Origin of the sequence: Methylobacterium sp. BTF04 (assembly GCF_010692745.1) — a bacterium.
GTDB lineage: Bacteria > Pseudomonadota > Alphaproteobacteria > Rhizobiales > Beijerinckiaceae > Methylobacterium.
Map to the genome: position 1 here is coordinate 13,081 of NZ_JAAHTB010000013.1, position 15,081 is coordinate 28,161.

The window sequence follows — 15,081 nt, forward strand, 5'->3', positions numbered from 1 at the left end:
CATTACGATCAGCATGACGATCCAGCGTTTCGAATCCGGCCCGCGCATGAGCCAGGCCGTCACCTACGGCGACATGGTCTACCTCGCCGGACAGACCGCAGGGACCGTGGAGGGCACCGGCGTCACCGCGCAGACGCAGGAGATCCTGGGCGAAATCGACCGGCTGCTGGCGTTGGCCGGGAGCGACAAGAGCCGCATTCTCACGGCCACCATCTATCTTGCCGACATCGCCACCTTCTCCGAGATGAACGCGGCCTGGGAACCCTGGGTCTCACCCGACAACAAGCCCACCCGCGCCACGCTGGAGGCGAAGCTCGCCGCACCCGAATATCTGGTGGAGATCGTCGTCACCGCCGTGAAGTCCGCTTCGTGATCGGATACCCGGCGGACCGCCGCCGGCCTCGAGCGCTCCGCCGCGCGCTCGTCGCCGGTATGGCCGGGGCGCTTCTGGCGCTCGGCCTCGGCGGGCCTGTGTGCGCGCAGACCGCGCCCGAGCGTGTGGTCAACATCTACAACTGGTCGGACTACATCGACCCGAAGATGCTCGATGCCTTCACCCGGGAGACGGGCATCAAGGTCGTGTACGACACCTACGACAACAACGAGATCCTCGAGACCAAGCTGCTCGCCGGCCGCTCCGGCTACGACGTGGTGGTGCCCTCGGGCCCGTTCCTGCAGCGGTTGATCCGGGCCGGGGTGTTCCAGCCCCTCGACAAGGCGAAGATCCCCAACCTCGCCAATGCTTGGCCGGAGATCGCCCAGAGGCTCGCGGCCTACGATCCGGGCAATGCCTATGCGGTCGATTACATGTGGGGCACCACCGGCATCGGCGTGAACCTCACCCTGGTCAAGGAGCGCCTCGGCCCCGCCCAGGCCCTCAACACCTGGAGCCTCGTGCTCAACCCGAGCCTGATCGGCAAGCTCAAGGATTGCGGGGTGATGCTTCTCGACAGCCCCGAGGACCTAATCCCGAGCCTGCTGCCGGCCTACGGCCTCAAGCCGGACACCAAGCGCTGGGACGACATCTCCCAGGTCACCGACGCGCTGTTCAAGGTGCGCGGCGCAGTGCGCAAGTTCCACTCGTCGGAATACATCAACGGGCTCGCCAACGGCGACCTCTGCCTCGCGGTGGGCTATTCCGGCGACGTGATGCAGGCAAAGAAACGCGCCGAGGAATCCAAGAACGGCGTCGAGCTCGCCTATTTCGTCCCTCGCGAAGGCGCGCTGATGTGGTTCGACGCCTTCGCGATCCCGAAGGACGCCCCCCACCTCGCGGAGGCCTACGCCTTCCTCGACTACATGATGCGCCCCGAGGTTGCGGCGGCCAACACCAACTTCGTCGCCTATGCCAGCGGCAACGCGGCGGCCAAGAAATTCGTCAAACCCGAAATCCTCGCCAATCCCGGCATCTATCCGGACGAGGCGACGATGCAGCGGCTGTTCACGAACGCAGCTTGGGATGACCGGACGCAAAAGTTCGTGACGCGGAGTTGGACGCGGGTCCGGACGGGGCGGTAGGTCATCGTTTGCAGTAACCCGTGGTTTTCAAAGAAGAACAGATGAGCAAGCCGGAACGGGATGCCTTCTGCGGTCGTGCCTTGATGGTGCGTGGTATTACTGCGGTTCTGCCTGACATCTCCGGGACTACCTCTGCCCATGATCGGCGTGGGAGATAGTGTTCGGTAGAATGTGCGGGAGGCCGTACCGACGCGCGACGAGACCGGGTTCTCGAAGCAGGGTATCGACCCCGACGCTCGCCCCTGCCTCATGATCGACGGACAGAAACCTGCGCTTTGTGTCAGGCCACTGTCGCTTTTCGCAATTCGTTCGACAGTGTCACACGAGAGCGCCTTGATCCGCTCGGGATTCTGTCGATCGGGAAAGCTATGGAAAACCTGAACGCGGCGCAGCTCGACGAGCTCACGTTCATGACCGGCATCGACGAGAAAGGTGCGATCGCGAACGACACCTACTTCACCTATTACGTCGAGGAAACGAGGCCGGGGAACGCCTACATTTCCAAATGGTACAATGATGCCTCCGCGCATCCCCTGGCTTCGACGAGCAAGGCCGGAACTCCTGGAGGAACGGTCACCTACACGTTCGATGCCGGTCTCTCCGCCGAAGCGCGCGCGGCCTATAGCGAGACCCTGACGCTTTGGTCCGACATCGCCAACATCAGCTTCAAGGAAGAGACCGCGAACCCGGCCGCGGCGGGAATGAAGTTTTCTGTGGCGACTGGAAGCGGCGGCGACACGTTCGTCCCTGCAAATGGCGCCAGACTCGCCGGCGCCGGAGTGACCGATCTTCCCGCGCAGGCTTCGCCCAACGGGCCATTCGGCCGGCAGGCGGAAATTGCCATCGACCCGGGTAGCAACACATTCAACAGCTTCACCCCCAGCAATTCCTGGCTCACCACGGCGGTGACCCACGAGCTCGGGCACGTGATCGGACTCGGCCATACCGGTCGCTACAACGGGCCGAGTAGCGAAGGTCAGCGCGGCGTCTACGATTCCAAGCTCTATTCGGTGATGTCGTATTTCGATCCGGCGGACACGTCTGCCGGGTATTACGCGAACTATCCCGTCTCCGGTACGAATTGGACGCAGTTCACGTCCGCGGGCACGGATACGGGCAGTCCGCAGACGCCGATGATGATGGATATTCTCGCTATCCAGCGCATCTACGGGGCCTCCACGAGCAGCACCTTCGCGGGCGGACAAACCTACGGCTTCAACGCCAATATCACCGATGCGTCGAAGAGTTTCTACGATTTTACAGTAAACAAGCTTCCGGTCGTCACGCTCTATAATTCCGGGACAAACAATACGCTCGACCTGTCAGGCTACCGTACGAACTCCACGATCAACCTGAATCCCGGCACCTTCAGCAGCGCCAGCGCCTCCGGACAACTCGTCAACAACATCGGAATCGCTTATGGTACCCGGATCGACACGGCCATCGGCGGCGCGGGCAACGACATCATCTTCGGCAACGCCGACAACAACCGCGTCGATGGCGGCGGCGGCACCAACACCTTCATCATCACCGGCGCGAGCACGAACTTCACCGTGCTCAAGGTCGGCGCTCTGGACACGATCGTCACCGATAAGACGACCGGTGCGGTCGACACCTTGACGAACATCCAGGCCATCGAGTTCCAGGACCCCGTCTGCTTCACCACCGGCACCCGGATCGGCGTGATCCGGGACAGTCGCGCAGTGGAGGTCGCGGTGGAGGGTCTGCGGGTCGGCGACGTTGCGGTGACGGCCGCCGGCGGCCGCCGCTCGATCCGTTGGATCGGGCACCGCAGAATCACACCGTCCGAGCATGCCGTGCCTTCGCGCCAGTGGCCCATCCGCATCCTGCCCGGCGCGTTCGGGACCGATCCGTCCGGCCATGCCGTACCGGCGCGTGACCTGCGCCTCTCGCCCGGCCATCCCGTTCTGGTGGGAGCCGACGCCGACAACGAGGGCGGCGTGCTGGTTCCGGTCATGTGCCTGATCAACGGAACCTCGATCGCGCGCGAGCGTGTCGAGACCGTCGATTACTGGCATATCGAACTCGACGGCCACGACATCCTCCTGGCCGAGGGCCTGCCGGCGGAATCCTTCATCGAGTGCGGCACCCGCGCGTGGTTCGGTGAAGCGGCCGCGTGCTCTGTGCTCGCGGACCCGGACTTCACACCTGCCGAGCTTCCCGGCCGCTGCCGCCCGGTCGCCGTTGAGGGGCCCAAGGTCGAAGCCGAGCGGCGCCGCCTCGACAGCGTGTTCGCCGCGCATCTCAGCGCTCAGGCGGACTGGCCGAACGGCGGCGATACGATCATGAGCGATTTTCTTTAAGACCATCGGAGGAGTGATCACCCTCTCCGCAGAGGCTGAGGTTCGAGGCGGCCGCTTTTCCGCTGTGACGACAGTCCCAACCCATGCCCCCACGCGTTTTCGCGCGCGGGGGGGTCGTCGGGAAAATGTCAGTCCTTGAGGTCGGCCGGCACCTTGCCGCCATTCTCTTCGAGCTTCTTGATGACCTGCTTGTGCAGCCAGACGTTCATCGTCGCTGAATCTTCCTTGTCGCCGGTGTAGTGCAGCTCGTCGGCGAGCTGCTTACGGGCGGTGAGGCTCGAATCGAGGTCGAGGAGCTTCATCAGGTCGACGATGGACGTGCGCCAGTTCAGCGACTGCGAATTCTTCGCCGCCATGCCGTTGAGCACCTCCTCGACATCCACCGGTTCGGAGGTGCCGCCGCCGGCCGGGGCGGCGGCCGCGGTGTCGGAGCCGCTCGCGGAGGGGGCGGCCTCGGACGGCTTGGCCTGCGCGTCGCCGCCGCCGAACGGGTGGAGGATCTTGCTGACGATGCTACCGAGAAGGCTCATGACGGTATTCCCATTCTGATCGTTGGCGGCTGGTCTGCCGGGCCGTGCAGACAACGGGAGGGCCGCGCGTCCCGTTCCCCGCAACCCTGAGATAGACGCTGCGCCGCCGACAGACCACCGCCTTTCGCGGAGGCGAAAGTTCTCCCGATGCGGCGCGGGACGGGATGAAATTCCAAACATTGTCGATCCCCGGCGGATCGGCAGGCCGATTCTTGCGTGGTGATGCGGTGCGTGCCACTGCCCGCTGCACTGCCCCCCGGCCTCGGCCAGACCCGAGCCGCCCTGCCCGCCTCGTCCCGTCCCGGATCCGCCCGATGCGCCTGCCCGTTCTCGCGATTTGCCTTTCCGCCTTCGCCGGCCTCCTCGCCGCAGGCCCCGTTGCGGCCCAGACCGCCGCCCCGGTCGCCGCCCCGGTCGCCCTGCGCGTCGGCGTGATCCCGGTGGTCGGCGCGGCGCCGATCTTCGTTGCCAACGGCGAGGGCTGGCTCAAGGCCGCCGGGCTGACGCCGACCTTCACCACCTTCGAGTCCGGCCCCAACATGATCCAGGCCCTGGCCTCGGGCACCATCGACGTCTACGTCGCGGGCGTCGCGCCGCTGGCGGTGGCCCGCACCAAGGGCATCGACGTCCGCGTGGTCGCCGCCACCGCCATCGAGGAGATGGTGTTCGTCGCCGGCCCGAAGCTCGCGCCCTACTTCGCCGGTGGCGTCGACAAGGCCGAGGCGTTCCGGCAGTTCAAGGCCAAGGAGGGCCGCTCGGCCCGGCTCGCCACGCAGCCGCTCGGCTCGGTGCCCAACACCACCCTGCAATATTGGTTGTGGCAGGTCGCCAAGACCGACAAGGCCAATGCCGACGTGGTGGCGATGGGCATCGACGCGACGCAGCAGGCGATGCTGGCCGGCGCCGTCGACGGCGCCTCGATCCGCGAGCCGGCGCTGACGATCGTCCAGATGCGCAACCCCGGCATCACGCTGATCGCCACCGGCGGCGAGATGTTCCCCGACCAGCCGGGCACCGTGGTCGCCGTCTCGGGCGCCTTCGCCGACAAGAACCCGGCCGCCGTCGAGAGCTTGGTGGCCTCGGTGATCCGCGCCACCGCCCTGCTGAAGTCCGATCCTGCCCGCGCCGCGATCCCGGTCGAGGCGGCGCTCGGCAAGGGCATCACCGATGTCGCGACGATCCAGAAGGCCCTGACCTCCCCGGCGGCCAAGTTCACCGCCGATCCGCGCGCCATCGTGGCGGCCACCAAGGCGATGCAGGCCTATCAGGTCTCCATCGGCGCCCTCGACAAGGACGTGCCCCTCGATGGGCTGTTCGACGCGCGCTACTACGAGAAGGCGACCGCGCAATAGAGTGCCGTCCGTCACGCACTCCGTCATCGCGCTTCGGTCCCGCGAACCGGCCGTCCCCACCGCTTGAAAACCCTTTGACCGAATGAACGCGCTGCGCTCCACGGCTCTCGCCGCCGCCGGCCTCCTCGCCTTCCTGCTGGTCTGGGAGGCGGTGCCGCGCCTCGGCCTCGTCAACCCGGCCTTTCTGCCGCCGCCGAGCACGATCCCGGCCGCCTTCCTGCGCGAGCTCCGCCTCGGCGTCTGGGGCGAGGCGGTGGCGTCGAGCCTGAGCCACTACATGGTCGGGCTCGGCGTCGGTGCCGGGTTCGGCATCGCGCTCGGGCTCCTGAGCGGCATGTTTCGCGGGTTCGAGGCGGCCACCGCCTGGGTGGTGCGTCTGCTGCGTCCGATTCCCGGCCTCGCCTGGGTGCCGTTCGCGATCATCTGGTTCGGGGTCCAGCCCTCGGCCGCGGTGTTCATCATCGCCATCGGGGTGTTCTGGATCGTGTTCTTCGCCACCCAGGGCGCCGTGCGCGGCGTCGACCGCGACCTCGTCGAGGTCGCCCAGGCCTTCGGCTTCCGCTCCCCGTGGTCGCGGCTCACCAAGATCCTGCTACCGGCCGCGACGCCGGGCATCCTGGTCGGCCTGCGCACAGCGCTCGGCCAGGCCTGGATGGCGGTGGTGGCCGCCGAGATCTTCGGCGTGCCCGGCGTCGGCGCCCGGATGATGCAGGCCTCCAGCCTCCTCTCCACCGATATCGTGGTGGTCTACATGCTCACCATGGCCGCCCTCTACGGCCTGTTCGATACCGGCTTCGTCGCCCTCCAGGGCTGGCTCCTGCGGTGGCGCGCCTGATGTCCGACGCAATCATCACCCTCGACGGCCTCAGCCTCGCCTACGAGCGCGACGGGGTGCGCAACGTCATCCTGTCCGAGCTGAACCTCACGGTGGCGCGCGGCGAGTTCCTGGTCATCGTCGGCGAATCCGGTGTCGGGAAGTCGACTGTCCTGCGCGTGCTCATCGGGCTCGCCAAGCCCAGCGACGGAACCGTGCGGCTCGATACCCGCCCCGGTTGCCGTACGCCGATGGCCCTGGTGTTCCAGGATGCGCGGCTGCTGCCGTGGCGGCGGGTCATCGCCAACGTCGCCTTCGGCCTCGAAGGCAGCGGCCTCACCAAGGCCGAGCGCCTCGCCAAGGCCAAGGCGATGCTCGACCTCGTGGGCCTGCGCGACCTCGGCCATCGTTGGCCGCATCAGCTGTCGGGTGGCCAGCGCCAGCGCGTCGCCATCGCCCGCGCGCTCGCGGTCGATCCGGACGTGCTGTTGATGGACGAGCCGTTCTCGGCGCTCGACAGCTTCACCCGCGAGGGCCTGCAGGACGAGTTGCAGCGCATCCAGGCCACCACCGGAAAGACCATCCTGTTCGTCACCCACGATATCGACGAGGCGGTGACGCTGGCCGACCGGGTGGTGGTGCTCGCCGGTTCGCCCGGGCGTCTCGCCGCCGAGATGCAGGTGGAAGTGCCGCGCCCGCGCAGGCGCCGCGATGCCGCTCTGCAGGAGGCCGCCCGCCAGTTGCGGGCCGAGCTGTCGGGCCGTTCGGCGGAGCTGTGACGACCCATCGGCCGCAGGCGGACGCGTTGCCTTGTGGCGGCCTTGGTCCTACGTCCACGGGTCAAGAGACTTTCGCCAGAGAACGTTCGAGGAGGAGGCCGATGCGCCGCCGCACCCGCTCCCTGATCGGCACCATCGTGATGCTGGCCTTCATCATCATCTATGCGCCGCTCGCCATGGCGCTCGCCGACAGCCGCATCGCCGAGACGCCGGCCCTCGTCCAGACGGTGCTCTACTGTCTGCTCGGCATTGCCTGGATCTTCCCGCTGATGCCGCTCATCCGCTGGATGGAGCGCCCGGACGTCGAGAACAGGCCCTGAAAGACGCGTAACGTGACCCGCGTCCGCTTTTCGCCGCACTCGGGCGCCAGAAGCGGTGGCTCCTTCCCCTCAAGGTCGCCGAACCGCCTCATGCCTCGCCTGCGCACGCTATCGATCCTGCTCGGCCTCGCCGGGCTCAGCGTTTCCGGAGCCGCATGGGCGCAAGGCGCCCCACGCTCGATGTCGGAATGCGAGCGCCTGAAGAACGATCTCGCCTACAACCAGTGCCTCGCCATGTTCGGCCCGGCCGCCAAGAACGTCGGCGGCGGCGAGGGATCGTCCGCATCCGCCTCGGCGTCCGTGGCGACGGCCCTGGCGGCGATCCCGCCCGGCCTGATGGCGACGATTCCCCAGGCCGAGGAGCCCGGCCCCCAGACGGGTCGTGGCCGGCACGGCCGGCGCGGGCGCTACAGCCGCCATGGCGGCCGCCAGAGCGCCAGCTTCACCGTCGGCGGCGAAAGCCGGTCCTATCGACGCCACCGCCGTCGGCGCTGAGCATCAGCCCACGTTGAGCCGCCGCAAGCGGTTCCAGGCAAGGAAGGGTACGCCCGAGAGCAACGCCGACAGGGTGGCCTCGGTCTGATGGTAGCCATTCACCGAGACCCGCGGCAGCGCGTGCAGATGCCCGGCATGGCCGGGAAACAGGTGCCCGGGCCGGGTGGTCACGGCGGTGGAAAAGCCCATCGCGCGGGCCAGCGCGAATTCCCGCATTCCCGCCGAAGTCGGGTCGCCCACCGGGAAGGACAGGTGCCGCACCGGCCGTCCGAGTTCGGCCGCGATCCGGTCCCGCCCGTGTCCGATCTCGCGGCGCACCGTCTCGGCATCGTGCTTGGCGAGCATCGGATGGCTGACGGTGTGCGCCCCGATGGTCACCGCCGGATCGCGGGCGAGCTCCCGCAAGTCCGGCCAGGACAGGCAGAGCTCGCGGGCCAGTTCCCCCGGTGCAAACCCGGCCTGCGCACAGAGATCGGCGATGACGCGGAGCAGGCGGCTCTCCGGACCGCCGCGCAGATGCCCGTAGAGCGCCGCGAAGGCCGCCGATTTCTCCTCAGCGTCACGCGCCGGCAGATCGAAGCCGGGGGCGCCGGGCTCGCTGGCCGGGACGCGTACCCGGTCGAGGCAGCCGATGGCGCGCTCCAGTTCGAGCCACCACAGCCGCCCGGTCCCGTCGGCGAAATCGCTGGTGACGAACAGGGTCCAGGGCGCGCCGTGACGTTGCAAGATCGGCCGCGCATGCTCGACATTGTCGCGGTAGCCGTCATCGAAGGTCAGTACCGCGAAGGGCCGGGCACCGGGCTCCGCCAGCCGGTCCGGTACCGCATCGAGGCCGATCAGGTCGAAGCCGCGGTCCTCGAGGGCAACGAGGACGCGGTCGAGGAAGGCCGGTGTGATCGTCAGCAGGCGGTTGGGCGCATAAGCGGCCGGCGGTGCCGGATCGACGTGGTGGAAGGTCAGGATCACCCCCTGCCCTTGCGCCACCGGTGCGAGCCAGCGGTCGGCCCGTGTCGCCGCGATGGCGCGAAAGCCCGCATCGAACAGGCGGTGGCGGCGGCTCGTCGCGGGCAATGGGAAACTCCGGGCTTCAGGCCGGACGCAACCTCACCACGCAAACCCGCAAGGTTTCGTTACCCACGCCGGCAGAGATGTGGTTCGCCGCTCGGGGACTCACCCGCCGCTTAACCGCTCGGCCGCTACGGTCGTTCGCATGCGACGCATCACCGGTTTTACGCCGGTGCGAGGGGAGCGACGACAGTGGCGGTTCTTGTCCAGGGTCTGACCGGGGCCGGCCCGATTCAGGCGAAGGTCCGGGGTGGGATGAAAGCGGAGACATTCTCCGATCTGGCGAGCGTCGAAGCGCTGTGGCGCGGGATGGAAGCCGATCCCGGTGTACTCGCCACGCCCTACCAGCGCTTCGACTGGGTGGCGGCCTATCTTCGTGCCGAACCGGACGCGGAGTTGTGCATCGTCGTGCTGCGCGATGCCGCCGGGCGTCCTCGTGTGCTCATCCCTCTCGTTGTCACGCGTGAACACGGAATCCGTGTGGCACAGGTCATCGGCGCCAAGCACGCGAACTACCACATGCCGTTCTTCGCCTCGCGCGAGGCGGCAGCGATGTCGCCCGAGGATCTGGTGGAGCGGCTGAGGCATGTGGGCCGCGAGACCGGGATCGACGTCTTCGCGCTCTCCCACCAGCCGCGTTTCTGGGATGGCTCCGCCAATCCCCTGAGCTTCCGGCCCGAGCCGTCGCCGAGCGACGCCTACGGGCTGATTCTCGGACCGGACCCGGACTCGACGATCAAGCGCATCTTCAGCGCGGATGCGCGCAAGAAACTGCGTTCCAAGGAGAAGAAGCTCGTCGAGGCCTTCGGTCCCGTGGCCTACAAGTGCGCGTCAACGCCCGAGGAAGCCACCGCCTTTCTGGCGGCCTTCTACGAGCAGAAGGCGATCCGGTTCGCGGCGATGGGCATCGCCAACCCCTACGCGCGTGCGGCGGTCCGCGCATACCTCGCCGCCGGGATCGGTCGCGACGGGGCGAGCGCAGCGCCAGCGATCGAGGTCGCCGCCCTTGTGGCGACCGATACGGGTCGGGTGTTCGCAGTCTTCGCCGGCGCGGTCGATGCGGTCCGCTACAGCGGCATGGTGACGTCGTTCGACCAGGATCCGGTGGTCGGCCGGTCGAGTCCCGGTGACATCCTGTTGCACCACCTGATCAAGGATCAGACCGCGCGCGGCCGGCGCGCCTTCGACCTCGGCGTCGGCGAGGCGCGCTACAAGGCCAGCATCTGCGACGAAACCATCGCGCTCGGCGAGGTGACGATCCCGGTGACCCTGCGCGGCCACCTGTTCGCCGTGAAGGCCGTCGGGCTCGCCCGCCTCAAGCGCCGGATCAAGCGCGATCCGCGGCTCGCGGCCCTGGTGGCGAAGCTGCGCCGCAGTCGCGCGGCGCCAGCGGATTAAAGCCCGATGCGGGGCCTCACGCCGCCGAGAGGCGCAGGGGCATGTCGAGGTCATCCGCGTGGTGAACCGGCGCGCTCATGACGCGCGGGGCCCGGTCCTGAGCCACCAGAACCTGGCCGGCACCGGAGGATTGGGCCAGAGCGTAGAGCGCCACGAGGTCGGCATCGTCCGGATCGGTGTCCGAAGCGAGGACCACGGCGCCCATATGCCGACCCGCCGCCGACAGGATGTCGTGTGCGAGGCGGCCATGGGCGTTTCCGAGGCGGCAGACTACCCAATCGTAGGCCTCGGCCAAAGCGTCGAGGGTGATGGCGAGCCCTTGTGGCTCTTCCGTCAGGATCTGGGCATCGAGGAAGCCGCGCGGGATGACGTGCAGGCGCGAGCCGGACACCGACTGGATCACGTCGAGGAAATCGGCTTCGCCGGCCACGAGGTCGGTGAGGCCCGCATCGTCCGGGCCGCAGGCCGGTCCGTTGAGATCGAGCAGAAGGGTCCGCGCGCGTCCGGCCAAGGTCGTGGCGAGGGTTTTGGCGAGATCGTCGCTGCCGGTTTCGGCAACCAGCACCGTGCGTCCGGCGGAGCCGCGGGCTGCGTCGCTCAGCCGTCCGATGAGCTGGTCGAGGTCGTAGCCCTGCACGGCGACCGACGGCGTCGGATCCGGACTCCGTGTCGCTGCCGCGGCGGTGAAGGGGAACGCGATGCGAGCGGTCGCCGGAGCCGCTTCGCGTGACAGCGACAGCGATGCTTCGGGAAACGCGAAGGGCTGCGGCCCGGCGACCGGCGGCTGCTCGGCCGGAGCCTCGGTGTCCTCCTCGCTGCGCCGGCGGCCGGCGCTGCCCGGATCGCTGAGCAGATGCCGGGCGATCACGCCGCCCATGGAGAACAGCAGCGCCAGCACGAGGGCGAGGAGGACGATCGGCACCTTCTTGGGGAAGGACGGAATCTCCGGCGTCACCGCACGCGAGACGATGCGGGCATCGGCCGGTGTCGCGCTTTCGGCATCGCGGGCGGAGGCCTCGCGATAGCGCGACAGGTAGGATTCGAGCTGGTCGCGCTGGGCCTTGGCCTCGCGCTCGAGGGCGCGCAGCTGGACCTCGCTGGAATTGCCCTTCGAGACGACGTCGCGCTGCCCGTCGACGGCAGCGGTCAGGCTCTCGACGCGGGCCTCGGCGATGCGGGCGTCGTTCTCCATGGTGCGCACCACCCGCTCGGCGGTGGCCTTGATCTGCGCGTCGAGGTCGGAAATCTGGGCGGTCAGCTCCTTGATGCGCGGGTGCGCCGGCAGGAGCGTGCGGGATTCGAGAGCCAGCTGTCCCCGCATGGTGATGCGCTGCTCGACCGCGCGGCGGATGATCTCGTTGTTGGCGACATCGGGGATCTCGAAGGCGCGGCCGTCCTTGATCATCTCCTTGATCAGCTTGGCGCGCCCGGCGAGGTCCGCCTTCACGGTGCGGGCCTGCGACAGCTGCGTCGACAGCTCGGCCAGTTGCTGGTTGCCCAGCGGCTGGCTCGACGCTCCACCGGTGGTGATCAAGCCGTTGCGGGCGCGATAGGCCTCGACCTTGGCCTCGGCCTCGGCGACCCGGGTCCGCAAAGCGTCGATGTTGCCGCCGAGCCAGGTCGATGCATAGCGGGCGGTATCGGTCTTGGCCGCTTCGAGCGAGGCGATGTAGAGCTCCGCCACCGTATTGGCCGCGCGTGCGGCGAGCTCAGGGTCCTTCGAGCGGAACTCCACCGCGAGGATGCGCGACTTGCCCGCAGGGTAGACCAGCAGGCGGTCGAAATAGGTGTCGAGCATTCGGTCTTCGGGCGCCCGCTCCAGCGGGTTCTTGGCCAGGCCGATCATCATCAGCGCGCGTTGCAGCGGGCCGATCCCCGCCACATCGGGATCGAACTCGGCATTGCCGACGAGCTTCAGGCTGCGGATCGCTTCGCGGGCCAGATCGCGCGACATCACCACCTGGACCTGGCTCGCCACCGCCTGCTCGTCGATGGGCTGGGCCTGCTCACCACGCTCCTGGGCGGTGCGGGTGAAGGAGGTGTCGCGGCTCTCGAGCAGGACCTTCGCCTCGCCTGTGTAGCGCGGAGAGACCACCTGAACGAACGCGATGGCACCGACGCAGGCGACAAGGGTCGGGATCGCGATCCAGCGCCACGAGCGCCGCAGCAGGCCGGCGAGCTGGGCGAGGCCCAGACCTTCCCCCGCGCCTTCGCCGGCCCTAGGCATCACGTGAATGGCGGAGAGTGTCGGCGAAGAGCGGGGCATGGCTCGATCTTTACGCAAGGCAGAAGTGTCGACCGCGGGGCGGCCGTCTCGCCCACGAATAGAACCCGTTAAGATTGATCGGGAGTTAATGCCCGGAATGGATCCGTTTCCGTTTCGGGATGTCAGTCTTCGTTAACCATATGGCCTTAGGTCGAAACCCGGACCTTCGCTCATGACGGCAGTGGTGATGAACCGGCGATCACTTCTCTTGGCACTCTCTTCGACCCTCGCATTGGGCGGCTGCCTGCGTCCGGACTTTCGGACCGAGCAGCTCGACGCCACCGGCACGGGCTCGATCGGCGCGCACTACACCCTGTCGGCCGGCGACAAGCTGCGGGTCATCGTCTTCGGCCAGGACAACCTTTCGAACATCTACGCGGTGGATGGAGCGGGCGGCATCGCCATGCCCCTCATCGGCCTCGTCAAGGTCGGCGGCCAGTCGACGGCGCAGGCGGCACGGACCATCGAGGCCAAGCTCGCCTCGGGTTTCGTGCGCGAGCCGCACGTCACCGTCGAGGTCGACGCCTACCGGCCGTTCTACATCCTGGGCGAGGTCACGACCTCGGGCCAGTACCCCTACGTCAACGGCATGGCGGTCGAGACGGCGGTGGCGATCGCCGCGGGTTTCGGTCCGCGGGCGGCCCGCGACTACGCGGTGCTGACGCGCGAAGGCCGGGGCGGACTCGTCTCCGGCATCGTTCCGATGACCTATCCGGTACGCCCGGGCGACACCATCGTCATCAAGGAGCGGTTCTTCTGAGAGCACGACCGATGATGCGGAATCGATGCGGTTTGGTAGGATTTTCCTAACCTCACGGCGAAACAGCCGGCTCCCGGGCGTGCTTTGCGTGCCGAGGCGGACAGTCGGCGGCTCGATTTTAACTCTCGCGGCACTTCTCTCCCTCCATGGTCGTCGCAGCCGAGCGCTTCTGTCGCTCGTGCGTCGTCGCTTGGAGAGTCCGTGTCGTGAGCGCGTCCGCCGTCGGCCTGATCGAGTCCCTGCCCGCCCTCGCCGTCACGGGCCGGCCCTCCGCAGCGGAGACGTCGCACCGCATCCTGCACGTGTTCCGTGCGCCGGTCGGCGGGTTGTTCCGGCACGTGGTCGACCTCGCGCGGCTGCAGGCGGCCGCCGGTCACAAGGTCGGCATCGTCTGCGATTCCACCACGGGCGGCGAACGGGCCGCCAAGGCGCTGGCGGACCTCGCCCCCTGTCTCGCGCTCGGCATCGTCCGACTGCCGATGCAGCGCAATCCGCACCTGTCCGATCTTCTGGCCCTCCGGGCCCTGGCCACGCGGGCCGCGTCCCTCGGTGCGACGGTGCTGCATGGCCATGGTGCCAAAGGCGGCGTTTACGCCCGCCTGGCATCGGTACGCGGCCGCAACCCGATCCGGGCCTACACGCCGCATGGCGGCAGCTACAATTACAAGCCCGGCACGCTTCGGCACCGGTTCTACATGGGGGTCGAGCGCCTGATGGCGTTGCGCACCGACGTGTTCCTGTTCGAGAGCGAGTACGTCGCTGGGCGTCACCGGACCCATGCCGGCGCGGTTCGCGGTCTCAGCCGCCTCGTCCACAATGGCATCTGCGAGACGGAGTTCCTTCCCGTCGTCCCGGCGGCCGAGCGCTACGACCTCGTCTATATCGGTGAGCTTCGTGATGCGAAGGGGGTTCCCTTCCTGCTCGACGCCCTCCTGCGCTTGCGGGCTCAAGGACGCGCCCTGCGCCTGTTGATGGTCGGCTCGGGACCCGATGCCGACGCGCTCGCCGCCCGTGTCCGTGACATGGGACTGGGTGACGCGGTGGCCTTCGAGGCGCCGCAGCCGATCCGCTCGGTCCTCGCCCGCGGACGCATCATGGTGGTGCCCTCGCTCGCGGAATCGCTGCCCTACGTGGTCCTGGAGGCGGTCGCCGCACAGCAGCCCCTCGTGGCGACCAATGTCGGCGGAATCCCGGAGATCTTCGGCCCCGATGCCGCACAGCTCGTCCCGGCCGGGGATGCGCAGGCGCTGGCCGATGCCCTTGCCCGGGTCCTCGACGAGGATCCTCAGGCGCAGCTGATCCGCTGCCGCGCGCTCAGCGCCTCGGTTCGGACTCGGTTCTCGATGACGCGCATGGGGGCCGATGTGGTGTCCGGCTACGCCGCCGCGCTGCGCGCACAGGCCGCGGCGCACCGCACCGCCGATGTGACTGAACTGGGCTGACGCCGGCACCGGGCCATT

General features: G+C 68.1%; 14 protein-coding genes. 11 read left to right on the top strand and 3 right to left on the bottom strand.

The features are described 5' to 3' along the window. Nucleotides 1–13 precede the first annotated feature (13 nt). From G3T14_RS10225 to G3T14_RS10235, 3 genes are all read left to right on the top strand, one after another. Nucleotides 14–373, top strand: coding sequence for a RidA family protein (locus G3T14_RS10225; protein ID WP_163642333.1), 360 nt, complete (start codon nucleotides 14–16; stop codon nucleotides 371–373). A 59-nt stretch (nucleotides 374–432) separates the two neighbouring features. Then, entirely contained in the window at nucleotides 433–1,518 is a 1,086-nt protein-coding gene (locus tag G3T14_RS10230) for a polyamine ABC transporter substrate-binding protein (protein WP_163642520.1), read from the top strand. Between the two features lie 368 nt (nucleotides 1,519–1,886). Next, nucleotides 1,887–3,842 (top strand): Hint domain-containing protein, encoded by a 1,956-nt coding sequence (locus tag G3T14_RS10235; RefSeq protein ID WP_163642335.1) that lies wholly within the window; start codon nucleotides 1,887–1,889, stop codon nucleotides 3,840–3,842. 128 nt (nucleotides 3,843–3,970) lie between these two features. On the opposite strand, the gene G3T14_RS10240 is transcribed toward G3T14_RS10235, so the two are convergent. Further along, entirely contained in the window at nucleotides 3,971–4,372 is a 402-nt protein-coding gene (locus G3T14_RS10240) for a DUF3597 domain-containing protein (protein ID WP_163642337.1), read from the bottom strand. Between the two features lie 314 nt (nucleotides 4,373–4,686). Here G3T14_RS10240 and G3T14_RS10245 point away from each other — a divergent pair, with 314 nt between their 5' ends. From G3T14_RS10245 to G3T14_RS10265, 5 genes are all read left to right on the top strand, one after another. After that, on the top strand, nucleotides 4,687–5,724 hold the full coding sequence (locus G3T14_RS10245) for an ABC transporter substrate-binding protein (protein ID WP_163642339.1): 1,038 nt from the start codon (nucleotides 4,687–4,689) through the stop codon (nucleotides 5,722–5,724). Nucleotides 5,725–5,806: 82 nt separating this feature from the next. Next, nucleotides 5,807–6,559: an ABC transporter permease gene (locus tag G3T14_RS10250; RefSeq protein ID WP_163642341.1), complete on the top strand. Its 753-nt coding sequence runs from the start codon at nucleotides 5,807–5,809 to the stop codon at nucleotides 6,557–6,559. After that, nucleotides 6,559–7,317, top strand: coding sequence for an ABC transporter ATP-binding protein (locus G3T14_RS10255; RefSeq protein ID WP_163642342.1), 759 nt, complete (start codon nucleotides 6,559–6,561; stop codon nucleotides 7,315–7,317). The genes G3T14_RS10250 and G3T14_RS10255 overlap by 1 nt, the downstream gene beginning before the upstream one ends. Before the next feature lie 101 nt (nucleotides 7,318–7,418). Next, entirely contained in the window at nucleotides 7,419–7,637 is a 219-nt protein-coding gene (locus G3T14_RS10260) for a DUF2842 domain-containing protein (protein ID WP_163642344.1), read from the top strand. Between the two features lie 90 nt (nucleotides 7,638–7,727). Beyond that, a complete protein-coding gene (locus G3T14_RS10265) occupies nucleotides 7,728–8,132 on the top strand; it encodes a hypothetical protein (RefSeq protein ID WP_163642346.1) in 405 nt (134 codons plus the stop codon). A gap of 3 nt (nucleotides 8,133–8,135) precedes the next feature. Here the strand turns inward: G3T14_RS10265 and G3T14_RS10270 are convergent, their stop codons facing one another. Further along, nucleotides 8,136–9,203, bottom strand: a complete 1,068-nt coding sequence (locus tag G3T14_RS10270; RefSeq protein WP_163642348.1) for a polysaccharide deacetylase family protein — start codon at nucleotides 9,201–9,203, stop codon at nucleotides 8,136–8,138. A 186-nt stretch (nucleotides 9,204–9,389) separates the two neighbouring features. On the opposite strand from G3T14_RS10270, the gene G3T14_RS10275 reads away from it, so the two are divergent. Next, nucleotides 9,390–10,595 (top strand): GNAT family N-acetyltransferase, encoded by a 1,206-nt coding sequence (locus G3T14_RS10275; RefSeq protein WP_348645251.1) that lies wholly within the window; start codon nucleotides 9,390–9,392, stop codon nucleotides 10,593–10,595. Nucleotides 10,596–10,611: 16 nt separating this feature from the next. Here the strand turns inward: G3T14_RS10275 and G3T14_RS10280 are convergent, their stop codons facing one another. Continuing rightward, nucleotides 10,612–12,861: an exopolysaccharide transport family protein gene (locus G3T14_RS10280; RefSeq protein WP_163642352.1), complete on the bottom strand. Its 2,250-nt coding sequence runs from the start codon at nucleotides 12,859–12,861 to the stop codon at nucleotides 10,612–10,614. A 172-nt stretch (nucleotides 12,862–13,033) separates the two neighbouring features. Here G3T14_RS10280 and G3T14_RS10285 point away from each other — a divergent pair, with 172 nt between their 5' ends. Continuing rightward, nucleotides 13,034–13,621 (top strand): polysaccharide biosynthesis/export family protein, encoded by a 588-nt coding sequence (locus tag G3T14_RS10285; RefSeq protein ID WP_163642354.1) that lies wholly within the window; start codon nucleotides 13,034–13,036, stop codon nucleotides 13,619–13,621. 206 nt (nucleotides 13,622–13,827) lie between these two features. Continuing rightward, nucleotides 13,828–15,063, top strand: coding sequence for a glycosyltransferase family 4 protein (locus G3T14_RS10290; protein ID WP_348645252.1), 1,236 nt, complete (start codon nucleotides 13,828–13,830; stop codon nucleotides 15,061–15,063). Nucleotides 15,064–15,081: the final 18 nt, after the last annotated feature.